Genomic DNA, 25036 nt, shown 5'->3' with positions numbered 1-25036 from the left:
TGCGGAGAACTCCGAGGAAAATAGACCAACCGATATCGATAGTCTTTGAAACCGAGCAAATCGCGGATCGCCGAAATTCTCCTTTGAATTCAAGAGCGAGAATTTCTGACGGATCCGGGATACGGTTCTTCGTCATCAGCGGAAAGATTTTTGTCGATGGATCAATGTGTTATGATGCTTCAGAACAATCGAGTGGGAATGATTCAGGCCCGTCTGAACGTATCCGAAAATGCGTTATGGTACGCCACAATATTTTTTTCGTCTTAACGGTCGAAGATAGAAGAGTATCCCTGCCACGGGCGATGCGCGGAAAGCCGAGTTGGTGTCGCAGCTTTCCTACTCCGGTGTGCTAGCTTTTTTTCTGCGCCGAATAGTGTGCGACTGCGCGACGGCCATTTTCAACTCGGGTGTGATCTCCAACGGCGCATTCTCTGCCCCATGTGGGTTCTGTAGCCCCTGGACCTGGACCGTTGGAAATGGAAGTTCGATGCCCTGCTCCTTGAAGACTTGGCGGAGGCGTACATAGAATTTGCGTTTCATACCGAAGGCGCCTCCCGGTCTGGTTGTGGCCTTGACCCTCAATACGATGCCGTACTCGCCGAACTCCTGTACGCCCTGCATCTTGATCGGGTCGAGCACCCAGTGTTTGAACTCGGGATCTTCCGCCAGTTCTAGCCCGATCCGCTTGATCAGCTTGCGAGCGAAGTCGATATCGGTGTCATAGCCAACGGTGATGTTGAATTTGTCGATAACCCAGTCACGGCTCTGGTTCTGGACTGCCCCGAGTTCACCGAAAGGTACCGTGAACAGCGGACCACGATGGTGGCGCAGCTTCACCGAGCGCAGCGAAAAGCTTTCCACAGTACCCTTGTAATTGCCCGATGAAATGTATTCGCCAACACGAAACGCATCATCGAGCAGAAAAAACACGCCTGAAATGACGTCCTTGACGATGGTTTGTGCCCCAAAGCCCACGGCGACGCCGACGACGCCGGCGCCGGCGATCAATGGGCCGATCTGGATACCCAGCGAGGCGAGCATCATAAGCACCGCCATCACGATGATCGATGCGAGCAGAATATTCTGGAGGATCGGCAAGAGCGTGTGCAGCCGCGCCTGCTGCGGATCGAGGATCGGGACGTCCTCGTCGCTGATCACAGGGTGCGGTGTTTCGATGCCCAGCTTTCGTTCGATCAAAGCTTTGATGATCGACCAGCCGAAATCGGCTGCGAGGGCAATGACCACGACATTGATCAAGCCGCGCAATATGAACGTCGTCGTCGTATCGCTGTCCCGCATGGATTGCATGTCCAGACCCCAGACACGTGCGAGAAAGTAAGCCGCCACCAGGATGTAAATCATTCGGATTCCGCGATCGATGACAGCGATCGTCACCGCCGGGATCGTAGGCCGGCCCACATCTTCCGAACCTGGCCGCAGAACGAAATTAACCCCGCGCTGCGTCATCACGATCGCCAAAGGCAGGAAGAATGCGGCGAAGGTAAACCAGAAGTATGTATAAAGGCCGGCGATGCGCTGCAGGAACAGGACGACGAAATAAGCAGTCAATAGCCATGTCGCTTCCGTGTGACCGATGTGGCGTGCACCGTCTCGCTGCGTTCTTGGCCGAAGCCAAATGGCGAGCAGCAGGAGCAACAGCAGCACGAAATCGGCGCCCAGTGACAGGACCATCATTCCGTCCTGATCGATGCCGAGACCTGGCAAGAGGATAAACGCGGCGCCGAAGAAGGCGAAGACGCCGACGATCCGAGGTAGCCAATAGGACCAATGGTCAGCCGCTTCGTTGGTGATCGGCAAAGCACGAACCTCGACGGCGTTCTCGACGTTCATGAAGGAAGGGACGAGCATGGCCATGACGTACATGCGCACACCCCATGTAACGACCGCCGCCATCAGAAATGTCAGTACAATCTCGCGGATAAGCATTGGCCAATCGAACAACATGAACGCGCCGGCGCTGCCCAGTGCGAAAGAGACGATCAGCATGCTGGAATAAAGCGCGCGCCCCCCAATCTTCTTGGCTCGCCCAACGGGCGTATCCTTCGGTTGCGCGATAATCCAAAGACGAAATGGACGGGTGAACTTGTACGTTGCCCAAGTGAGTGCCAGGCCGGCAGCGATGAACATCGCAATCAGCACAAATACGCCGGCAGACCCCTTGCTGGACATATCCTCCATCGTCTCTGCCCGAACGCGCGCGAACTGGCTTGGCAGCAAGGGCAAAGTTCGCACGATTCTTTCGATATGATGCCTGATCCGATCGAGCGTCGAGGATGCCATCGTATTCATCTGGCCGGGTGCGGCGACGGCGTCGGACGATGCGTCGGCCGGCGAAGCTCCTGCCTCGGCAGGCGCTCCCGTTGACCCGGCGTCCTGATTTCGCTGTTCGGCCACCCAGGCCTTCACTGACGGATCGTCGAGAAGCTCGAATAGCTGTTTGACCCTTTCAGGCGGGACCGTCGCCGGCGCCTGCGCCTGTGCCGGACCGGCCAACAAGAGGGCGATACCAAAGACGAGCGGCCTGGCAATCAGGACAAACATCGCAATCAGATGTCGGAGACGTCGTGCCGGGCGCGCCAGATTCCTGGCTTCCAATCGTCGAATCATAAGTGGCATCGTGCTGTAACCTTCAGGTCAAATCGGCAAGCAACGACATCTATGTCCGCCGTTGCTCCTACCTTGGAGAAACCGATGTGGTGGTGCAAGACGTCATCGTTCCGAGCTAGACCTTGCGCCGGGTACTTGGCGGTGTTTATTCAGCCGCCGGGGGCAGGGCATTCCGACCTCGGCCCAGGCCTCCGGCCGTTCTATGAACTGGGCATCGGTCGCTCGGTGGTCGATTGCTTCGCGCACCGCTGCGGACATTCGAAACCATGATGTTGCTTGAGATGCAACGCGCTCCAGGGTCGGCACTGCCATGCGGCAAATCAGGCCGGGAGCCGCCACATTCGCACACGACCTGTACCACGCAATTCCGTTTCCGCGAGTGGATCGCAAGCAAAATTTGGTCCAAGCAGTTGATGAGTTGCATCCGAAATACGGATTTCATCGGGCTCCGCGGACGTTTGGATACGTGCGGCGAGATTAACGGTGTCACCCCATAGGTCATAGGCAAACCGCCTTTTGCCTATAACGCCCGCCACAATTGGTCCTGAGTGAATTCCAATTCTGAGTCTTATCGGTTCTCCTGCGAAGCGTTCGAGCTTAACCGCCTTCCGCAGTTCAAGTGCATAGTGCGCAAGGGCTTCCGCATGATCGGATCGCGCGGCGGGCAGGCCAGCGACCACCATCACACAATCGCCGATTGTCTTGATCTTTTCGCAGCCGTATCGCTCCGAGAGCAGATCCGCCGCCTTGAAGAAGTAATTTAAAATAGCGAGCGTCGTCACGGCTCCGACGCTCCGCGCTCTTTCCGTAAAACCGACGATGTCGGCAAAAAGCACACTCACCTCTGCGTAGTTGTCTGCAATTTCTTCGTGCGCTTTTAGCCGCTCCGCGATAGACGCCGGAAGAATGTTGAGGAGCAGGGCTTCGGCGCGCTGGTATTCACGCGACAATCCCTCTTGGCTCGCCCTCAACGCCTCGTTCATCGATTGTAATTTCTCGTTGAGTTGACGCTCCCTCTCTTGCAGGAGCGTCATTTCATAAGCCTTCTGTTGAAGTCGCTGCCTATTGTCGCGTTCGGCAGTGGCGTCAAGAAAGAGCAGCCACACGCAGGCATTGTCAGCAAAAAGATGGAGGTCCGCGACACGCCCGCTGGGCAGTTCGACCATGGCCATATGATATGGAAGCTCCGGGCAGGGCAGCAAACCTTCCATGAATTCAAGCTGCTCGGCAACAGGCTTACCAATGCGAACTGATGAGAGTCCGTAATGTTTGACGCTGCCGCCCTTCGCAGCTATGCGAAGCTGGGCGTCGATTTTCAGATATGCGACGGAGCGCTCGTTGTAGAAGAAATCGTAAATCCAGCTTCTGACTTCTCTTGGCAATTCATGCATGGTCTATTTTGCGACCATCGAAGCAAGCTGACGAAACGCATCATCAACATGTTCACCAGAAAGCGCACTCGTTAGATAGATTTGCCATCCAAGTTGCCTCAGTTCGTTAATTTCACTATCCGATATTGCCCACCGATCGGCCAGATCGGATTTATTGAGCAGCAATACAAACGGCATAGCGCCGAATTCAGCCTCGGCCCGCTCGCGCAACGTGAGCGCCACGGCAAGAGTGGCGGCGCGCGTTCCATCGACGACAAGCACGAGCCCGCTGGCACCTCGCACATAGCTGACGCGGAATGAGCCGATATCGTCTTCGCCGGCCAAATCCCACAAAATCAGATCCACGGTCTTGTCCGGGAATGCGACACTCTTCTTGTCGATTTTCACTCCCACCGTGGTCAAGTAGGTTTCTGAAAAGATGCTTTGCACAAACCTGCGAACCAGACTCGTCTTTCCGACAGCGAACCCGCCCAACATGCAGATCTTCTTTTGCAATATCCTGGGCTCCGCCCTAGTGGAAGTTTACCGTAACCGAAACTCTGCGATTGGCCGAGCTCCCGGTTCGGCTATTTTCAGTCTCCGCTGGCTCAAAGGTGCCGGCGCCGCGAACCAAGAGCAATTCCGGATCGACGCCGCGCTTCTTGAGAAGCGCACGAACTGTTTCCGCGCGCGCGGCGCTGATCGACAATTTGGCCGTTTCACGGCCCGTCTCGTCCGAATGGCCGGTCAACATGAACTGTGCTGTTACGCCTGCCTTGCGGGCGTCCTTGGCCAATTGCTTCAACTGATTCGCCAATTTGTCGAGAACCGGCAGTTGCTCTGGTCCCGGTACAGCCTTGCCAGAATCGAAGAAAATGTCGACCGCTTGAATAGCCTCCCTCAAATGAGTGAGTTCCGGAGGGGTCAACTCACGCAGCTCGGAGATTTCTAGAGAGAGTCCGTCCGCGGACAGCTGTTGGGCGGCGAGCCGCGCCCGATCTATCCAGGCGGCAGGAGCCTCACCCTGGGCAACGATGCGATCCTTGATGATCATAAGCCGAACCGATTTCGGCGGAGCCAGCGACGCCACCAGCCGCTTCAGCACGAACTTCGGATCAAGGCTCTGATAGAATTGCCACTGCGAGTGAACGCGAGCAGGATCGACCCCTGTTCCGGACAGCAGAGCCTGCGGGTCGGCGGCCTGCGGGTCTCTCAGGCCGGAAATATAGAAATGTCCGCCCCTCGCCGTTTGTTGGGCGACGATGATTCCCGCTTGGGCCTCCAGTCGCGACACATAAGTCTGCCAGTGCTCCGCCGCGCGTGCTTCGGGGCTCACATCACGAACTCTGGAGATGTCGAATTCCGGTCCGCCTGCCGAAAGCTGTCGGGCCGCTGCGCGTGCGCGATCTATCCAGGTGTCGGGAGCCTCACCCTCGGCAACGATGCGATCCTCGACGATCGAAAGTCGTACTGAATCCGGGGGAACCAGCGACACCATCAGCCGCTTCAACACGAACTTCGGATCAAGGCTCTGATAGAATTGCCACTGCGAATGAACGCGGGCGGGATCGACCTGCGTTCCGGCCAACAGCGACTGCGGGTCGGCGGCAAGCGGGTCTCTCAGGCCGGAAATATAGAAATGTCCGCTCCTCGCCGTTTGTTGGGCGACGATGATTCCCGGTTGGGCCTCCAGTCGCGACACATAAGCCTGCCAGTGCTCCGCCGCGCGTGCTTCGGGGCTCACATCACGAACCCTGGAGATATCGAATTCCGGTCCGCCTGCCGAAAGCTGTCGGGCCGCTGCGCGTGCGCGATCTATCCAGGTGTCGGGAGCCTCACCCTCGGCAACGATGCGATGATTGACGATCGAAAGTCGTACTGAATCCGGCGGAACCAGCGACGCCGTTAGCCGTTTCAACACGAACTCCGGATCAAGACTCTGATAGAATTGCCACTGCGAATGAACGCGGGCGGGATCGACCTGCATTCCGGCCAACAGCGACTGCGGGTCGGCGGCAAGCGGGTCTCTCAGGCCGGCAATATAGAATTGGCCATCGCGCACGTTTTGTTCGGCAACGATGATGCCCTGCTGGCTCCCCAGTCGCGACACATAGGCCTGCCAGCGCTCCGCCGCGCGTGCTTCGGGACTCACATCACGAACCCTGGAGATATCGAATTCCGGTCCGCCTGCCGAAAGTTGTTGGGCCGCTGCGCGCGCCCGATCTATCCAGGTGTCGGGAGCCTCCCCCTCGGCAACGATGCGATCATCGACGATCGAAAGTCGTACTGAATCCGGCGGAGCCAGCGACGCCGTTAGCCGCTTCAACACGAACTCCGGCTCAAGACTCTGATAGAATTGCCAGCGTGAATGAACGCGGGCGGGATCGACCTGCGTTCCGGCCAACAGCGACTGCGGGTCGGCGGCAAGCGGGTCTCTCAGGCCGGCAATATAGAATTGGCCATCACGCAACTTTTGTTCGGCAACGATGATGCCCGGCTGGGTCCCCAGTCGCGACACATACGCCTGCCAGCGCTGCCCGGATTGCCAGGAAAGAAAGAACCAACCGCCTGCGGGAATCAAAACCAGCAGGACTGCAGCCAAGACCAGCCAGGGAAATCCTTGGTTTGATTCCTCCTGCTTCAGTTCAACGCAGGTCTGCAACTGCGACTCTACGCCGGCCAACTGCGAACTGTCGCCGTCAAACTGCTCTAGAGCCTGTGAGTATTCATCATGGATGCGAAGCAATACATCGCGAATTATTTCATGTAATTCCTCGGGCGGATTTCCCCGGATCACCGCAACCAAGGTCGCAAACGGTCCAACTTCCGACCAGAGACGAAGCTCCCCGAAACGGATCGTGTCCAGGCCGCTCTGTTCTTTCTCGTTAAATGAGTCTTTTACAAAATCTTGAATTGCACTAAGCATAGAAGAAATGAGTTGAGGATCTTCGCTAGTTGCATTATCAGCGGTTACATGCGCTATCAAAAGCCCGGAATTGCGATTGATGAGAAAAACATGTTCTACACGATAGACAAGAGAATGCTTAAGAACAACTTCTGAGAAGCTTGCACCAGTTCTCCAAGCTTCAAGCCTCCACTTGAGCCCATGCCAGGTAAATATATGTCTTAAAGTTTCATTCAGCGATTGAAAGGTTTGGTCGATCTTTTCGCCGATCGACTTGCGAATAGCCGGCAGAAACACCGGGTACAATATATCCGTAAGCGTACGCGGGCTCTTCTGGATGGACCGTTGCACGGCCCTCTCGACAGCTGGCGCAAGGGCCTCTCCGAGTTGCGCATGAGGCGCACGTGCGGCTGCACTGGGGAGAACACCCCCAACTGCAGCCGCAAGCTGCTCGGGTTCGTCGAGCAGATGCGTAACTCGTGAAAGCTCCGAAATTTCGCGGCCGACCAGCAACTGGCGAAGCTTTTCCATGCGAGGATCGGCGGTTGGGATTCCGTCGAGACGCGCACGATAGTCCGGATCAACGTTCCGGGCAATTTCGATCAAAAGGCGAGCCAGAGCCTCGCGATCAATCTCTGTATCGTTCGAAGCTGCTCGTTGAGGAAGGCTGATTGGGTCGACAGTCGACGTCAAGTTCCGATCAACTCACTTTCCACGTACGCTCCGAGTTGTTCTTGCTGCCTGCGGGATCCTGATTTAGACATTTTGCAACCTCGACAAACAGGCCAGCCAAAAGATTTCGGTCGGTCTTGACATTGCCAAGATCGGAAAACATTTTCTCCATCAGCATCTGAATGCTTTCATTCTTTTGCTTGATTTCCTCACGCAGCAAATGATCGTTTCGATTTATCCGGTCCGCAACTTCCCGCTCAAGCTCGCTCAACTGATCCGACAACGCGCGCACCTGCTTTTCGAGCGCCTGATTTTGCTCCCGAAGATTCCGATCAATCTCCTTGTCGGCGTCGGCTCGCGCGTCTTTTTCGTTCCGCAATTGCGCCGCAAGCGAGTCGACCTGCTTCTTTGCATTTGACTCGTACATTTCAAGATTGCGCTTGGCCTCGGATTCGACATCCTTGAAGCGCTGCAAGACCCGTTCTTCAAGCTTGGAAAAGCGGCGGTCATAGTCCTGCATCTGGTTGCCGAACAGCAGATCACGTATCTTGTCGACACCTACAGCGTCGCCGGAGGCCCCGCTCTCGCGAGCCTGGCCCGCCATGAAGGTCAGCCCGCTTCCGTCTGCATTACTTATCAGATTTGCGTCCGCTTTATTTGCCGAAGAAGCGGTACTCGAAGATTCCTTGGCCATCCCATGCCCCTTCTTTTGAACATTGTCACAGCGCTAATTTAGCAACTGATAAACATGTCAGCAAAATAGCCGACCCGCAAGCCGGAATCTTCTCGGCTTAAGTCGGTTCGTGCGTCCCCATTCGGGTAGATTTCGACATGCGGCTCGATCCTGATCAGCTTGCGCTCCCGTCTTCGCCCGCGATCATCTTTTTGCAGATGAAATGCGCGAAAGGAAATGTCCCGGCGTATCGACCTCAGCTCTAAGCTGTCGGGCATGCGCGCTTGCCATTCGGCCTGTCTTCAAGTCTTTTTTGCCTGCCTCTAATTCGCCCCGATCTTGACAGGGCAGTGCTGCCAGCCGATGCCGTCATCCGGTTTTGACATTTCGCCGACTCTTGCCGAAGAAAACGAAAGCTCGATGATCCAGGATGCTACCGCAAGGCGGTGTGGTACCGATGTTCAATGCCGAGCAAACCGTCGGCGCAACGCTTGCCGGCATCCGCCGGCAGACCTACCAGATACTAGATATAGTCTTGATGGACGATGGGTCGACGGGCTGATCGGCGTCGATTGTGACGGCCTATGCCGAGAAAGATCAACGCATCTTGTTCTACCTTCGAACCGGGCGCGGGTGAGACGGCGTGGCGCATGATCCCTTGGTTTCAATCGTGGTTCCTGCGCACAACGCGGAGGTAACGCTGGCGCGCGCACTTGATTGCCTTCTCGATCAGGAAATAGTGGATTGGGAGGCGATCATCGTCGACGACGCCTCCACGGACCGCACCCCCGCGATCATCGCCGGTTATGTAGAGCACGATGCCCGATTTCGGACGTTGGGGTCTTGCGCGCATAGCCCCGCCGGCGCGCGCAATCGCGGGATTTCGACAGCGCGCGGCCGCTGGCTAATGTTTCTGGATGCGGACGATTGGGTGGACGCCAGCTTTCTTGCGAAAATGCTGGCCGCATTGAAAACCGCTCCCGATGCAGTGGCCGCCTATTGCGGTTCCCGGCGCGTGATGCCCGATGGCGAACTCACCCCGTCGAGCATCGCAACGGAGGTCGCGATCCAGCCCTTCGAAACATTCGCCCGCCGGTGTGCCATTCGCACTCACGCGATGCTGGTCGACCGGGAGACAATTGTCGAGTTGGGCGGTTTCGATGTGTCGCTGCGCACCTGCGAGGACTGGGATCTGTGGCAGCGCCTCGCACGTCTGGGCAAAAATTGGGTGATGGTCGACGAGCCGCTCGCCTTCTATCGGACCAGCCCCAACGCGCTCTCCCGCAATTCGATGCAGATGCTGGTAGATGCGGAAATCGTGATCGCCCGCGGCTTTTCTCCTGATCCCAGGGTCAAACACCCGGCATCGGCTCACGCCAATGGAGCGATCGAGGCGAACGGCGGCACCGCTTCCGAAGCACTCGCGTGGTTCGCGTTGTGGAACGCCGCATCGGATTGCGGCTGCGGCTCGCGCTCGATCAACCCGCAGTCCCTGCGCGCGCTCCCGCCAGGACGGAAGTGGGCGCGTGAGATCGCCAAGGTGGCCATCGATGGCCTTATGGCAGGAAGCCTGTCGGTGCCAGCGCAATTGGCTGCCAGGTGGGACAGGTTCGGCGGCTCCCTCACCGAGTTGATCATCGAACTCGGCAAGGTCTGGGACAATCCCGTCGCGGCTCGCCGCGTCCAGTATCACCTTGAGCAAATGCTTCTCGACGTCGACGATCTTGCCGCGCCGCGCAGGCTCGCGCGGACACTTGGAATTCGTGTCGACGCGCGAAATCCGACCTCGATCGAAGTGCCGGAAGGAATCGATCAAATCTATGCCTATCTGATGATGGATGGCCAGATCGAGGCTCTCGTGCAGTTCGGCGTACTCGGGAAAGTGACAAGGCGTCATTGGATTGAATTGATCCTGAATTTCGTGCCCCCTGAGCGGCTTATGCACAGTGCCGCGCGGCTTGCGAGGCGATCGCCTGTACATGCACCGCAAAAGGGCGCCGGTGCCGACAAGTCAAACATGTTTGCAGCCGAGGCATTGTTGTCCATAGCGGGACGCCGGTCCGATCGGGACAGCCACTTCGGCAAACTCGCGGGATTGGCCGCGGAAGCGGAGGCGCTGGTTCGGTCGAGCGCCGAAACTAAAGAGCCTTTTGCAGCGCCGCGCCGTGCACGGGCCGCGGATGGGCACGACAATGATCGCACGTCTTTCTGGAATCGCCATTTCGCGACCGAGGATCCCTGGAACTACGGTTCGCCCTATGAGCAGGAAAAATATGAGCGGCAGCTCGAAATTCTGCCTGCCGGTCCCATCGGACGGGCGCTTGAGCTGGCCTGCGCGGAGGGCCACTTCACGCGGCAGCTGGCGCCGCGCGTGGGCCATTTGACCGCAACTGACATCTCCGCCGTAGCCGTCGGGCGGGCGCGCGCGCGATGCAGCGATCAGCCGAATGTTGAGTTCGGCGTACTGGATTTTTCTGCGGACACTCTGCCGGGCGAGATGGATCTGATCGTCTGTTCGGAAGTGCTCTACTACCTGGATGATCTCGCCGAGTTGCGGCGCATCGCCAAAAAACTCGTTGAGGCGTTGGCGCCTGGCGGCAGTTTCATCAGCGCACACGCATTCGTGCTACGTGACAATGTTGAAAGGACGGGCTTCGACTGGAACACATTCGGTGCACGAGCGATCTCAGAGACGCTGGCAGCGACCGACGGCCTCGTCCTCGAGCAATCGATCCAGACCGAGCTCTACCGCATTGACCGCTTCCGCCGCCTGTCACCAGGCGACGTGGCGACGGAACCGATGATAGATCATGTGCCAATCCGCGCACCCGTCGAAATCGGGGTCGCGCGAAATATCGTCTGGGGCGGGGCGCGGGCCTTGCGCCGCGACGTCGCACGTAGCGAGCGGCGACAGCGTATCCCTGTCCTCATGTATCACAGCGTCTCCGATGAAGGTCCGGCCGCGCTCGCCCGTTTTCGGCTCACGCCCGCCGCATTCGCCAGCCAAATGGCATGGCTGCGCGCCAATGGCTTTCACGCGATTAGGTCTGAGCAGCTGGAATGGTTCATCGCCAACCGTCAGCCTTTCGTTGGCCGCCCAGTGCTCATCACGTTCGATGACGGCTTCCAGAACTTTGCCGACCATGCCTGGCCGACCTTGCGCGCGAACGACCTGACCGCGGAAGTGTTCCTGGTGACGGACTTGGTGGGTGAAAGTGCACAGTGGGACGCCTACAGCGGCCCGCCGACGCAGCTTATGGACGCCGGGACGGTGCGACGCCTCGCGGGCGAAGGTGCGTTCTTCGGAAGCCATCTGGCGACGCATCGCGCGATCGATGGTCTGTCGAGCTCTGACTTGGCCGCCGAGCTCCTGCGCTCTCGTATGTTCATCGAACGGTGGACCGGTCGGCCAACCACGGCGTTCGCGGCACCCTTCTCTGTCACCGACCGACGGCTTGGCAGGCTGGCCAAGGAGTGCGGCTATCGAATCGGCTTCGGCGGCAGACACGGGCCGGCGGACCTCGATTGCGATCCCATCGACCTTCCGCGCATCGAGATTCGCGGAGATCGCTCGCTCGATGACTTTGTTGCCATTGTCGAGGCAGTGCTCGCATGAACGGTGAACTTGTCAGTGTCTAGATTTGTAACAAATTGGTTCCGCTTTTTATTCGGTGTCCCGCCCGTTTATCTCGTTTCGCAAGTCTATTGGGCGACTTGAGATATGGCTGACATCAGCTCCTGTGGGCTTGGCGCCCCAAACATGTATCGCCCGCCCTCTGGAACCTCCGTGAAGCTCCAGCGGACGATCCCCTGCCGGTCCAGTAGGAACTGACCGACCAGTTGTCCGTGTCCCGTTGCCATCATCTGCTCGTCGGCTTCGGTCAGTTCGTAATGGTCCCTCTTGTTGAGGATTTCGCTGGCCGCAATAGGATCCATAGGACCGGGCAACTCGCCTGGTATGTCGACCCGCATATCCATTGCCGCTGCCATCGAGACCTTGTACGGCCAATTCGTCTCGTTTTGGGTGAATTCGAGATTGGGCAGTCCAAAAGCACGATGTGAAGCGCGTTCAGGGTCGGAGGCCGCAAGCAGATTCGGCATCGGATGGTAGCGGAAATAGAGACGCGCCCGCTCGATCGGCGTGTTGACCACCGTCAGGCTCCCCACGCCCTTTTCGCGCAGCTCCGGATCAAGCCGCGCCTGGGCGGCGATATGGCGCCGGCAAAACGCACAATGCAGACCTCGAAACAGGCCGACCAGCACCGGTTTTTGGCCGCGAAAGTCGTCAAGCGCGATCTTGCCTTCCTGGGTAATGGCGTCGAGTACGATGTTTGGCGCACGGTCGCCCGGTTGAAGCGGCACCAAGTCACTACGCGCGGACATTTCCAACCTCCAACCCCGGCTAGTCGAGAAAAGGCAGCACCACAAGCGCTTCCGGGTCGAGCCCGTGCTGGGCGCATATACCCTGCGCCAGGGAAAAGTAGCGTTCGGCTTCGGCCAGATTGTCGAGGTCGAGATTAAGCGTTGCAAGACCATCATAGCACGGAAACAGCAGTTGGGGTTCGCCCGTTTCGCGGGCTACGTCCAGTGCTTCGTGGAACAACCCAACCGCCAGGTCCGGACGGCCGTTGCACTGGTGGATCTGCCCAAGCACGATCAACGGCACCGGCAGGTGCTCGCGCTGGTCGAGCGCCCGGTCGATCTCGATGGCCTTCTCGGCAGCAGGCACGCCCTCCGTTGGACAGCGATCCGTGAAAGTACAACAAGCGACCGCCAGATTGGCGAGGAGGCGCGCCTGGAAACCCAAATCACCAATACGGCGCGCCACTTCAAGACCGCGCCGACAGACCTCCATCGCCTGTGCCGGATCGATGGTCGTGTAAAGCACGCCGAGATTGGTGTAGCCGCGGCAGGCCGCGCCCAGTAGACCAGCGGCTTCGGCCAATTCAATGCTACGCTCAACCTGACGCACGGCCTCACGGTTTCGCCCAAGGCGAGCCAGCGCGACAGCCTTGGTATTGAGTGCCTCGGCGGTCACAAGAGTGGCATCACGCCCTACCTCGGAGACATGCTCCGTTGTCAGAGTGCGTACGCAATCCAGCGCCGCGTCTGCCCATTTTGCCGCGAGAGCGTGATCTCCGCTACGGAACGCCTGTCGGCCACGCTCTTGCCACAGATGCGCCTGCTCGATCGGGGCATCCGCTCCATCGAGGAGCGCTGCCGCCTCAGCATAGCGGGGTTCTGCCTTGTCCCGCTTGCCGACGTCCCAGAGCAGCCGACCGATCTTACGCAAAACTCGCGCCGACGCGACGCGATTGGCTGACTCGCGGTATGCCTGCAACACCGTCTCGTAGTGGTGGTGCGCGATCTCGCGGCGGCCCGCCGGGCCGCTCAAATCGGCAATGCGCTCTGCAATTGCCAGTTTGAGCGGTGTTTGCCCGATCGCGTCCAATGCAGTCAGTGCTCGCTCGTAGAAACGAAGGGCGTCGTCGTTGGCGTATATCATGCGAGCGCGATCGCCTGCCGCCTGCAGGTAGTGCGCGCCCTTCTCCCGCTCGGCGCTCAGTGCGAAATGATGACCGAGTACGGTCAAATCCTCGAGCCGTTCCGGCTTGTCGCCGTACAGTTGCTCCAAGGCAGCACCGACCCGCCCGTGGATGTCGGTCCGGCGTTGCAGGAGCAGATTCTGGTAGATCACGTCCTGCAGCAATGTTTGCGTAAAGCGGTAGCTTTGCGACGAGACCGAGCCTGATCCGGCAACTTCCTCGATGATTTCCGCATCGCAAAGCAGTTCGCAGCCGGCTTCAAGCCGGGCGGGGTCGGCTGTCACGGTTTTCAGAAATGTGGCGTCGAAGCGCGGGCCGATTACCGCAGCTTCCTGTGCCAACCGGCGCACCTCTTGGGGCAGCCGGTCGACGCGAGCAAGCAACATTGCCTGGATAGTGGCGGGAATGCCGGTTGCGACTTCGCCTGCCACAGTCCGCCATCGCTGGCCCTCTCGCATCAATACACCGCGATCGATAAGGCCGCGAACGATCTCCTCTACAAAAAGGGGGTTGCCGCCCGCGCGCTCGAGGATCTGGTCGAGAAGCCCTCCTGCGGAGTTTACCCAGCTCTCGCCGAAAAGCGCCGCCAGCAGGCTGCGTCCGTCATCACTGTTGAGCGGCGGAAGCCTGAGCGCTGTGTGACTGACCCGACTTGAGTCGAGCTGGTCGTTGGCCGGCGCCGGACGATGCGTGACCAGCAACATCAACCGCGTGCGTTCCAACCGGTCCATCACGAAACGTAGTGCCTCAAGCGAGACGGCGTCGGCCCAGTGCAGGTCTTCGACGACAATCAACAGCGGCGACAACGCAAGCCGTCGTTCGATGATTGTGCGGACTGCGTAGAGAATTTGCCGCCGCAGCTGCTCGGGTTCGACATGCTGCAAGGTGGCATCGGGGTCGCCAAGGCCAAGCACATGGTAGAGCAAAGGCATCAGCCGCTTCGCCTCCTCGCCCTGCAGGCCGAGATCGGTAAGCAAGCCTGCGAGCTTCCCCCGCATTTCGTCCCCATTGTCGTTTTGCATCATCCCGGCAGCGCTGCGCACCACTGCGCCCAAGGCGCCAAAAGATTGTTCGCCCAGCGGTGAGCACGTGGCCTGCCGCACGGCGACGTTGCGAAAACGATCCTCGTCGCCGACGCGGGCGACGAACTCCTTCACCAGCCGCGATTTCCCGATGCCGGCTTCTCCGACGAGGCGGACAAGTTGGGCCGAGCCGCCGCACGCCTGGTCAAGGCTCGCCAGCATTCTATTGAGCTCCGCACCACGACCTATTAGCGGCGCACTGAGGCCGAGCGCCTCGAGCCCACGCGCTGCACGCGGCACCGCTAGCGGTGCGTCCAGTCGATGGACGAGCACACTGCCAGCCTTGCCGCGAAGCACGACATCACCCATCGACTCGTAAGAGAAGGCATGCCGGGTCAGCCTGTGAGTGAGCTCGCCTACCAGCACCTCACCCGGTGCGGCCAGCGATTGCAGGCGTTGCGCCGTATTCACTGTGTCGCCGGTCACCGAATAGGATTTGGCGGTGCCGATGCCCAATCCGCCAGTAACGACCGGACCAGTGTTTATGCCGATGTGGAGTAACAGAGGCGAGCCGGAGTGGGAGGTGCTTTCGCCGAGCCGCGCCGTCCGGGCGATCATGTCGAGAGCGGCGTGAAGCGCACGTTCCGGATCGTCCTCATGCGCGACCGGCGCACCGAACAAAGCCAGCAGCGCATCGCCGATGAATTTGTCGACGAAACCACCAAAGTTTCGCACGGCCGACGTCAATTCCTTGAACAGTTTGTTCTGCAGCGCTTGCATGACCTCGGGGTCGAGCTGCTCGCTGAGTGTCGTGAAGCCGCAAAGGTCGGCGAACAGCACCGTTACCGTCCGGCGATCGGCGTCAGAGACGGGATGCAGCCCTTCTTCGCTTTCGATGTTCGGAAGCAGCGACGGAGTTCGAGAAGGCGGCACAATGGTCCGGCTTGGTGTCGGAGCAGGCCGTTCGACGGCTTTTGCGGACGCACCGACGCTTGCCCCACATTTCGGACAGAACTCGAAATCAGGTGCGCAGGGATAGCCGCAACTGGCGCATGGCACGGGCTGGCGCCTGCCACACCTCGGACAGAAGGCGTAACCACCCTCAATCTCGAAACCGCAGCCCGAGCAGTCCATCGAACAAGACCTCACTAGTGGCCGTGACGGCGTGATCTCGCCCGCACTTCACGGCCAGGCTATTCACAAGGATGCACCGATAGCCGTCGACGGGCAAGCGGCAGCGCAAACGGGCATCGAGCGATTCGTGCGGGTCCTGCGGCAGAGCGCTGCGGGCAGGCATTGTTGAAGGCGCAATAGTTGTCGGATCCGCGAACGCCGCCGAGACAGCCGCGCTTGCCGATGGGGCTGTCGGCTCTGACGGGATTGGCGTAAGCTACAGTTAAGGGGGTGCACACATGCACCGCATCATTGCCATGGCGATCTTAGTTCTCGCGGCCGCGTTCAGCTCCGCGCGGGCGGAGGTGCTGATTGGGGTTTCATCTGCGATGACGGGACGGCTCGCCTGGTTCGGCGAGCAGGCGCAGCGTGGCGCCGAGATGGCCGTGGCCGACATCAATGCGACGGGTGGCGTACTCGGCCAGCAGATGAGGCTCATCACGGCCGACGACTTCTGTGATCCCGAGCAAGCGGTCGCCGCAGCCCAGAAACTGGTGGGTGATGGTGTGGTGCTCGTCGTCGGGCACTACTGCTCTGGAGCCTCGATCCCAGCATCGAAGGTGTACGAGGCGGCGGGCGTTTTGCAGATTTCACCAGGATCAACCAATCCGCTGTTGACTGAACAAGGCCGCGCCAACGTTTTTCGAGTCATTGGTCGCGACGACACGCAGGGGATCGTGGCCGGCAACTACCTGGCCGAGCATTGGAGCAACAGCAAGATTGCGATCCTTCATGACGGCACCACTTATGGAAAGGGTCTTGCTGACGAGACTCGAAAACAGCTGAACAAGCGCGGCGTAGTCGAAGCGATCTACGAGGAATACACACCCGCGAAGAACGACTATTCGGCCGAGATCGCTGCGCTAGAGGCTGCGAACATCGCCGTGGCATATGTCGGCGGATATCATGCCGAGGTCGCACTCATGGTTCGCGCTGCGCGCGACCGCGGCTACACGGTTCAGCTAGTCTCAGGCGATGGCATGGCGACCGAGGAATTTGCTTTGATCGCCGGCCCCGCGGCTGAGGGTACCCTCTTCACGTTCCCCGCGGACGCTCGCCGGAATCCCGAAGCCGCCTCGGTCGTCGAGCGGTTCCGGGCTGAAAACTTCGAGCCCGCAGGCTACACGCTGCTCAGTTACGCCGCCGTCCAGGCCTGGTCGCAGGCAGTGGACAAGGCCGGCTCACTAGAGCTCCAAGCCGTGATAGCGGCGCTGCGCGGCAATCAATTTGATACTGTGTTGGGCCGTATCGACTTTGACAACAAGGGCGATCTCACGAGCCAAAACTGGGTATGGTACGTCTGGCGAGGTGGAGAGTACGTGCCGGTCGAATAAGGACCGCCGATGCCGTCGCCGCTTGAGACAGCTGATGGAGATCGAGTTAGCTGGACCGTTCAGAGCTATGTGTCGCCGTTATGCTTGAACGCTTCGGCATACGTGGCCGTCTGTTGCTCGCTTTTTTCGGCATCAGCACCTTCGCCGTACTCGCGACAGCGGCCGCTCTCTATGCCTTCCTCCAGGTAGGAGAGGTCGTCGACCGCATCACCAAGGATCGGGTACCGTTGGCGCTCGCGTCCCTCCAGCTGTCGCGCCAGGCAGAGCGGGTAGCCGCCTCTGCGCCCGCCGTACTTACTTCGACCAGCAAAGCTCAGCACGGCGAGGTTTCCGCTGCGGTCGGGGTCGAGATGACGCGCCTCGAGGAACTGCTTGCCGCACTCAAAGGTGCCACGCTTAGCACGGCGGTGGTGGCTGAGATCGAGGCTGCAGTTCTTGGTCTGCGGCGCAACCTCAACGCCCTCGACGACCTTGTTGTCGCCCGCCTCACAGTGGTGGCGCGCAAAGAAGAACTGTTACGCCGCTTGTCGGCTACGACAAATGCAAGCCAGCGTCTTGTGGCGCCCGGTATCCTCGTGATGAATTCCAAGCTCCAGCAATGGCAGGCGGTTACAGCCGACACGTCGCTCGCGCCGGATCGCGGTGCGGCGGCGGCGGCCGACCTGGTCCAGGCAATTGCGGCCTACATTCCGCAGCAGAAAGCGCAGCAGGAGATATCGGCGGTCAATGACGTGCTGGTCAAGACGACGGACGCGCCAACGCCAGACGATCTGACGTTGATCCTGTTTCCGCTGCGCCGGTCGCTCGCCGTTCTCGACACGGTTTCCACCGAGATCGACGAGAGGCTGCGAACCCGTTTCCAACAGCGGGTCGGCGAGTTCAAGGCATTGATCGACGGCGGGAACAGCATCCCGAAGGCGCGCAAGGACGAGCTAGCAGTGCTCGCAGAGGGCGAAAAGCTTCTGGCCGAAAACAATCGGCTGTCGCGCAGTCTCACCGCTGCCGTCGATCGCCTGGTCGCCGCGGCAGACCGCGAGATCACCGCGTCCGGTCTCGAAGCCGCGACGGTCCAGCGCTACGGTACCGGAGTTGTCCTTGGCTCCGCCTTTCTCACCCTCTTGAGTTCCGTTCTGGTTGTCTGGCTCTATGTCGACCGTAGCCTTCTCGCCCGTCTGGGAGAGGTGAGCCAAAGCATGTTCGCAATCGCCGGCGGCGATCTTCGTGCGCCGCTGCCTGCCGCGGGCCGCGACGAGATCGGCCGGATGGCCGAAGCGCTTAGGCTCTTCCGGGACACCGCAGTCGAGGTCGAGGAAAAGAACCTGCGCGATGTCGCTGAGGCGCGCCAACGGCTCATCGATGCGATCGAGAGTATCTCCGAGGGATTCGCGCTGTACGACGGGGAGGACCGGCTTGTCCTCAGCAATAGCCGCTACCGCGAACTGCTCTACAGCGACCTTGCGATCGAACTGATGCCCGGCACGACATTCGAGCACATTATTCGCCGATCCGCTGAGCGCGGCTACATCAAGGATGCCGAGGGGCGGCTCGAGGAATGGGTCGCCGAGCGGCTCTCCCGGCACCGCAACCCAGGCGAACCGTGGGTGCAGCGGCGAGGCGACGGGCGATGGATCATGATAAGCGAGCGGCGGATCACCGCCGGCGGCACGGTCGCGGTCTATTCGGACATCACTGAGCTGAAGCAACGAGAGGAGAACCTCGCAGAGAAATCCACGGCTCTCGAGGCGCTTTCCAACAAGCTGGCCAAATACCTGGCGCCGCAAGTGTACAGCTCGATATTCGCCGGCCGCCAAGACGTTAGAATCGCCAGCCAGCGGAAGAAACTGACAATATGCTTCTCCGATATCGCCGGCTTTACCGAGACCACTGACAAAATGGAATCCGAGGATCTCACCCAGCTCCTCAATCACTATCTGACGGAAATGTCGAAAATTGCTTCGGATCACGGCGCGACGATCGACAAATATGTCGGCGACGCGATCCTGATGTTTTTCGGCGACCCTGAGACGCGCGGCGTCAAGGAGGACGCGCTGGCGTGTGTGCAGATGGCTCTCACCATGCAAAAGCGGATGAGCGAACTTGCCGAAATCTGGCGTGACATTGGAATTGAGACACCGCTGCGCTGCCGCATCGGCATCCATACCGACTACTGCACTGTCGGTAACTTCGGCAGCGAGGACCGGATGGATTACACGATAATCGGCGGCGCCGTGAATCTCGCCTCGCGCCTGGAACAGGAGGCGCCACCGGGGACCGTCCTCATTTCCTACGAGACGTTTGCGCAAGTGAAGAACACGATCGACTGTGAGGAGATGGGGCATGTCCAGGTCAAGGGGATCGCCTATCCCGTCGCCACCTACCGCGTCATCGATCTAAAGGCCAATCTAGCCGGCGCTTGTCGCGCCGTTCGAACCGAGCTGCCGCACTTCAGGCTGGAACTTGAACCGGAGCTGATGTCCCCTGACGAGCGTGGCGATGCCGCCACTGCACTTCGAGACGCGCTGGATCGGCTTTGTCACAAGCCCGGGTAGTAGGGCTTGGTCCACAATGACCCTCCCAATGGACGCAAGAAGTGGGATGTGGGACGCCGCTCATTGGCGCTATCGATGCGAAGGCCGCAGAACGGTCGCGGTCAGTCTTCGAACTCAGGCGGAACGTCCGCATCGGAGCCGAGACTTAACATTCACGGCATCACTGGCAAGGTCCGGATATGGCGCAAGTTGCCCGTTCTGGGGCGCCGCCTTAAACGGCAAAGTTTGACCCAGAGCGGCCGCTCGGCGCGACAGTGTCGTACGTCCGAAAGCGTGATAGAGCTGTCGTTGCCGATTTCGAACTCGTGGTGGACGGGTTCCGCAAGGCCGGTGTCGTGCAATGACAGGTGAGGCTATGTCAGGTCAGGCCTTGAACTGCAGACAGCTCGCAGGCAGGCATCAGCGTCAAGGAAGCGGCCGGATCAGACGCCAGAGGCTCACCGATAAATCGCCGTCGCTTGCGGTTGCGCACCAGAAAATCAACCTGAAGTAAGGCTCAGGTCGCCTTGATCTCTGCCCGGCCGATCTTGCGCCATCGGGCGTTTTCGCGAAGCAGTTTCAGGTCGTCGGTCGTCTCGGCAAATGTCCGCAAACGGTATTGTCGGAGCAGGTCCGGGAAGAGCGCCCCTTCCGGCAGGCTGGCAAGCTGCTCGCGGACCGAGATCTTTTCATCGATGACCCGCATGCCCCAGGCATTTTCCCGAACCTGCAGCTCCGCGGCCAGATCGCGCTCTTCCGGCGCGTTTTCGTCTAGCACAGCCAGAAGGATCGAGTGGAAAAGTGCTACATAGCCAATCTGTCTCAGGCCGCCCACAACCCGCACGCGCGGCAATATGGCAAGGACGAGGAATGTCAGGAACAAGTTCGGCAGCAGCACGCCGTCCAGCAGCGCCTGCTTGAGATGCGGCCGCTCGAACGGGATGGAAAGACCTTGCGGCCTGTCGGGCTCGATCAGGTGCCCGTTCTCGAGAACGAGCTTGCGCACGCGCTCCTCGCGGATGCCCCAGAAATAGTCCGTAGCATTGGGCAGGAATCTGCCAAATGGGCTCGATGCGGCCTCTTGCAGGGCATGTTCGAGACGCTGGCGTCTTGCGGGTTCAAGGAGCAGCCTGGAAAGAAGGCCGCCGTCATATTCTAGATGCCGCGCCATGGCAGCCGCGGCGGCCCGATCATCGATGAAAACCGGCAGGGCCATGCCGGCACGATCCCAATTGGCGACCAGATCCTCGTTGAGGGCTGTCAGCGCATCGGCGGCGGTTTCAAACACCTTGTCCTGGCTGGCAAGCAGTGTGCCCAGCCAGCGGCTGGCATCCGTTTCATCGCCCACCGCTTCGAGCGCGCGCTTGTTGAGGGAGACGGGACCGGCCACGCAGGCGCTTTTACGGCACAGTTTGTGGCGCCCCATGCCAAACAGGTTGACCTTGTCGTCGCCGACATCGAGCCATCCCGGCCCCTCCCGGCCAACTGTCTCCATGGTCATCGTCGTTCCCATGAAGCCGACGAAGGCCGACAGCCCGTTTTCGACCGCGCCGAGCCAGGCAAGCAGGAGGGCATCGAAGGTGATCCGGTCCATCAGAAGCAGGCAGTGCAGGCCGGACTGAATCACCGGTCTGTGCTCGAACTCGTCGAGGGCTTTGCCGATCTCCTCAGGCTGCATGATCCTACCGAGGCGCTGATGCAGGACTTCGCGCAGGATCGAGCGGGCAGCGATCGCCGGGCCGGATGCAGGCCTTGCCACCGGCCGCCACAGATGGCGGGCGTAGTCGGAAATCGGTGCATTCCAGTTCTGCTCGATGTCGCGCACGACCTCCGGGCAGAGCAGCGACAGCACAGCCAGAATTTCCGCCGGAGGCGTAGGGCTTGGGTCAAAGACGGCGGTCATTGGTCCCGTCTAGCCGCTTGCGGTGCAAACGCCAAGCGAGACCAGACTTGCCCGATGCGGCCGGCCCACACATAGATCGTCAACTCGATTAAGATGGTGTGAGACGAAATGGCCGTATCCTACGCAGTTCTCCATGAGCAATCACCTGTTCGCTGACCAGGCACGAATTGTCAGATTGGCTAAACAGCTAAGGCAAACAGCTGATCTTAGAACCGCAGCCGGGCCATGCTCAGGAGGTCGTGGTACTGCCCGTCGGTAAAGCCGGCCTTCACATGCCGGCCTTCGATCTCAAAGCCGTGGCTTTTGTAGAGACGGAGGGCCGGTTCGTTGTCGGCATAGACGGTCAATTCGACCCGCTTCAGGGCGCGCCAGTTGTCGGCTACGTCAAGCAGCGCGCTAAGTATGGCAGACCCGATACCTTTGCCGACAAAGGCATCGTCAAGGCCGATATTGATCTCGCCGATGTGCGAACGGCGCGGCGAACCCTGCACGACCAGGCTGCCATGGCCGACGACCTTGCCGTCCAGCTCGGCAACGATCCAGGTGGTTTCCTGGCCGGACTTGGCGATGCGCCGCGCCACCTGCTCCACCATCTCGAAAGGCATCCTGAGAGTGCCCCAGCGGAAGCCCGGCATGTTGAAGATAGCGCAAAGCGCCTCCGCATCGCTTGGCCGGACGGACCGGAGCAGCGGCTGGATTTTCTCGGAGGGTGGCGAGGTCGTGCTGGTCATGGCGTTCCCGGCGAAGGCAATCGGCCCGGTACGATGCACCGGACGTCACCTGAAAATCCAGCCGTCTCTGCAACCTATGATGCCGATTGCGAGCTAAAATACCGGGAGGCGGTGTAGAGTTTGAAGACGCCGCTGATGCCGATCCAGCCGAAAAGGGCGAGCCAGCACAATGTCCCGGTCGCCGTCCAGTCGATGCGGTGCACCGCAGCGTCGGTGATGACCACGCCGAGGATGGCAAGCAGGCCAACCAGAAACTGCGCCAACCCGAGCACCAGCAGTTCCTCGCGCGGGGCGCTTCTCCAGACGAGATATGTACCGCCCGCACCGGTGAGGAAGATGGCGCTGTAGACCTGAGCGTGGAAGGCATCGATCGGCCATGGCCAGATGCCACTGAATGTCAGGGGAAACAGCAACAGGCCGACGCCATACAGCCCAAGGATCGCGGATTCCGCCGGCATGTAGCCGCGCCATGCGGGATTCAAGGTCACGCCTTTTGCAGAAGGACGGGCCCTGGCCCGCCACAGGAACAGCCCGGATACCGCGACGGAAGCAAGATAGACCAAAAACCACAGCCAGGGCGCTTTGCGTTCGAAGTTGAAATAGCCGAGATTGATGAACGAAGCCACCGACACGATGACGGTGAAGATGAAGGCCATGACGAGCACGAGCCTGCCGGGCGACCAGCGATTCCAGACCAGCAGTGCCGCCATCACGACCATTTCGGCGGTGTAGAAGCCGCCGAGGAAGCGCGCATTGAACGGCGTGACGGCCCAAGGCCAGCCCGGTTTGACCAGAACAGGCACGAAAAACAGGCCGGCGCCTACGATCAGGACGATGATGACCACCACAGAGAAAAGGCGCAGGGCCGCGGGAAATGGCGGGTTGTCGGATGTCGGCATGGGAGAAAATCCCAAAGATGAATGCTCCATGGAGCATCATAGTGCTGCTTGCGGCCGGTTAAAATCCGCCGAATGGAATTGAACGGTCACCAGGCTTAGCCATTCGAATGGCCGTACGGTCCGTTTCGAAGTAAGATGGAGCAGTCGGACCAAAGACCGGTCGGGTCAAAACGCCTCGGGGCGCATTTTCCGGAGCCTGCACGATGAACGAAGCTCAGGATCTGTTCTCGCTTCTGCGACAATCGGCCGATGTCGATCCACAGGCGATCGACGCGATCAAGCGAACCATCGCGGAGGGCGAGGACCGCGAACTTTGCCGCATCAATGCGCCAGCCTTCGCCAGCAAGCATGGCCTCGACGAGGAACGCGCCATAAGCGCCTTTCTCCATGCGGCACGGGTGGGCATCTTCGACATTTCCTGGAATGTTCTGTGCCCCGGCTGTGGCGGCGTGCTCGACACCAACGCCACGCTGAAAACCCTGCAGAAGGACGAATACACCTGCGCGCTGTGCTCCGAGGGCTATTCGCCGACCCTCGACGAGATGGTCGAGGTGACATTCACCGTCAGTCCCCGCGTGCGCAGGATTGCCGCCCACAATCCACACGAACTGCCGTTGGTGGAATATTTCCGCCAGATCTACTGGGCGTCCGGCGTCGATCTGCCGGAAGAGGATTTCGCGAAAAAGATAGAAGCGTTCTCGCTGGAGGATATCGAGCTTGCCCCCGGTGAAAAGGCGGTTCTGCCCATACAGCTTCCGTCTGAATTCATCATCGTCTTCGAGCCGGTCACCCATTCAGCGCAGTTCATCGACGGGAAGGGCGAACCAACAAAGGAGCGCCGGAGCCTCTCTTTGGTCTTCGATCGCGACCATGTCCAGAACCAGACGCTGGAGATGCAACCCGGCCCGTTGCGCATTTCGCTGGAGAACAGGACCGACACCCGCGTGCTGCCGACGGTCTTCATCGCCGGCCAGGTATTGCATGATTTCCTGGGTAAACGCCGGCCCTTCCTGACCGCCAAGCGCCTGCTCACCAACCAGACGTTCCGCGATCTCTATCGCACGGATACGCTCGACATCAATCAGCGCCTGAAAATCACCAGCCTGACCTTCCTGTTCACCGATCTGCGCGGATCGACCGAGCTTTACGAGCGGGTGGGCGACCTTTCAGCCTTCGATCTCGTGCGCGAGCATTTCCAGGTTCTGCACGAGATCGTCGCGGCGGAGGCAGGCGCCGTGGTGAAGACGATCGGTGATGCGGTGATGGCGACCTTCGCGACGCCTGATCGTGCGATTGCTGCGGCCCTCAGGATGCGCGATGCCATGCGTACGCTCAACGACAAGAGCGGGCGCGAGGATCTGCTGCTCAAGATCGGAGTCCATGCCGGCCCCTGCATCGCCGTATCTATGAACGAGCGACAGGACTATTTCGGCCAGACGGTCAACATTGCTTCGCGGGTCCAGAACCTTGCCAACGCACAGGCGATCTTCGCCACTCGGGCGGTGGTCGACGACAATCTCACCGCCGATCTGTTGCGCAGGAACGCGCTGACGCCCGTGCCCCACGATGTCTCGCTGCGCGGCATTGAGCGGGAGATAGCAGTCTATACGATCCCCTGAAGACTTGGCCCCTGAAGATTTGGGTCGTCTCGG

The 25036-nt window shown here is 59.9% G+C and carries 15 protein-coding genes; 5 read left to right on the top strand and 10 right to left on the bottom strand.

Going from position 1 to position 25036, the window contains the following annotated elements:
• Positions 1–336 precede the first annotated feature (336 nt).
• The 5 genes from NKH13_RS15235 to NKH13_RS15215 form a co-directional block, all read right to left on the bottom strand.
• On the bottom strand, positions 337–2628 hold the full coding sequence (locus tag NKH13_RS15235; RefSeq protein WP_352912893.1) for a mechanosensitive ion channel family protein: 2292 nt from the start codon (positions 2626–2628) through the stop codon (positions 337–339).
• Positions 2629–2948: 320 nt separating this feature from the next.
• Positions 2949–4019, bottom strand: a complete 1071-nt coding sequence (locus NKH13_RS15230) for an adenylate/guanylate cyclase domain-containing protein (protein WP_352715374.1) — start codon at positions 4017–4019, stop codon at positions 2949–2951.
• Between the two features lie 3 nt (positions 4020–4022).
• Entirely contained in the window at positions 4023–4514 is a 492-nt protein-coding gene (locus tag NKH13_RS15225; RefSeq protein ID WP_023716509.1) for a Rab family GTPase, read from the bottom strand.
• Between the two features lie 16 nt (positions 4515–4530).
• The gene (locus NKH13_RS15220; protein WP_352715372.1) at positions 4531–7509 is read right to left on the bottom strand and encodes an OmpA family protein; all 2979 of its coding nucleotides are present in this window, start codon (positions 7507–7509) and stop codon (positions 4531–4533) included.
• A 94-nt stretch (positions 7510–7603) separates the two neighbouring features.
• On the bottom strand, positions 7604–8269 hold the full coding sequence (locus tag NKH13_RS15215; protein ID WP_352715370.1) for a DUF3450 domain-containing protein: 666 nt from the start codon (positions 8267–8269) through the stop codon (positions 7604–7606).
• Between the two features lie 409 nt (positions 8270–8678).
• On the opposite strand from NKH13_RS15215, the gene NKH13_RS15210 reads away from it, so the two are divergent.
• Positions 8679–8810 carry a glycosyltransferase family A protein gene (locus NKH13_RS15210; protein ID WP_352715368.1) on the top strand — a complete coding sequence of 44 codons (132 nt, stop codon included), beginning with the start codon at positions 8679–8681 and terminating at the stop codon, positions 8808–8810.
• 81 nt (positions 8811–8891) lie between these two features.
• A complete protein-coding gene (locus NKH13_RS15205; RefSeq protein ID WP_352715366.1) occupies positions 8892–11864 on the top strand; it encodes a trifunctional glycosyltransferase/class I SAM-dependent methyltransferase/polysaccharide deacetylase in 2973 nt (990 codons plus the stop codon).
• An 86-nt stretch (positions 11865–11950) separates the two neighbouring features.
• Here the strand turns inward: NKH13_RS15205 and NKH13_RS15200 are convergent, their stop codons facing one another.
• On the bottom strand, positions 11951–12631 hold the full coding sequence (locus NKH13_RS15200; RefSeq protein ID WP_352715363.1) for a redoxin domain-containing protein: 681 nt from the start codon (positions 12629–12631) through the stop codon (positions 11951–11953).
• Positions 12632–12650: 19 nt separating this feature from the next.
• Positions 12651–15950 (bottom strand): ATP-binding protein, encoded by a 3300-nt coding sequence (locus tag NKH13_RS15195; RefSeq protein ID WP_352715360.1) that lies wholly within the window; start codon positions 15948–15950, stop codon positions 12651–12653.
• 278 nt (positions 15951–16228) lie between these two features.
• Here NKH13_RS15195 and NKH13_RS15190 point away from each other — a divergent pair, with 278 nt between their 5' ends.
• Positions 16229–17323 (top strand): branched-chain amino acid ABC transporter substrate-binding protein, encoded by a 1095-nt coding sequence (locus NKH13_RS15190; RefSeq protein ID WP_352482327.1) that lies wholly within the window; start codon positions 16229–16231, stop codon positions 17321–17323.
• A gap of 80 nt (positions 17324–17403) precedes the next feature.
• Entirely contained in the window at positions 17404–19872 is a 2469-nt protein-coding gene (locus NKH13_RS15185; protein WP_352715357.1) for an adenylate/guanylate cyclase domain-containing protein, read from the top strand.
• 496 nt (positions 19873–20368) lie between these two features.
• On the opposite strand, the gene NKH13_RS15180 is transcribed toward NKH13_RS15185, so the two are convergent.
• The 3 genes from NKH13_RS15180 to NKH13_RS15170 form a co-directional block, all read right to left on the bottom strand.
• Positions 20369–21754, bottom strand: a complete 1386-nt coding sequence (locus NKH13_RS15180) for a hypothetical protein (RefSeq protein ID WP_352912892.1) — start codon at positions 21752–21754, stop codon at positions 20369–20371.
• 206 nt (positions 21755–21960) lie between these two features.
• Positions 21961–22485: a GNAT family N-acetyltransferase gene (locus NKH13_RS15175; RefSeq protein WP_352715353.1), complete on the bottom strand. Its 525-nt coding sequence runs from the start codon at positions 22483–22485 to the stop codon at positions 21961–21963.
• A gap of 74 nt (positions 22486–22559) precedes the next feature.
• Complete coding sequence (locus tag NKH13_RS15170; protein WP_352715350.1) at positions 22560–23384, bottom strand: hypothetical protein; 825 nt, start codon at positions 23382–23384, stop codon at positions 22560–22562.
• Between the two features lie 203 nt (positions 23385–23587).
• On the opposite strand from NKH13_RS15170, the gene NKH13_RS15165 reads away from it, so the two are divergent.
• Entirely contained in the window at positions 23588–25003 is a 1416-nt protein-coding gene (locus tag NKH13_RS15165; protein ID WP_352715349.1) for an adenylate/guanylate cyclase domain-containing protein, read from the top strand.
• The last annotated feature ends 33 nt before the right edge of the window (positions 25004–25036 follow it).

Source organism: Mesorhizobium sp. M1348 (assembly GCF_040317925.1).
In the GTDB taxonomy this organism is placed as follows: domain Bacteria; phylum Pseudomonadota; class Alphaproteobacteria; order Rhizobiales; family Rhizobiaceae; genus Mesorhizobium.
Note: the sequence above shows the minus strand (reverse complement) of the source record. Positions and strands in the feature narration are given on the sequence as shown.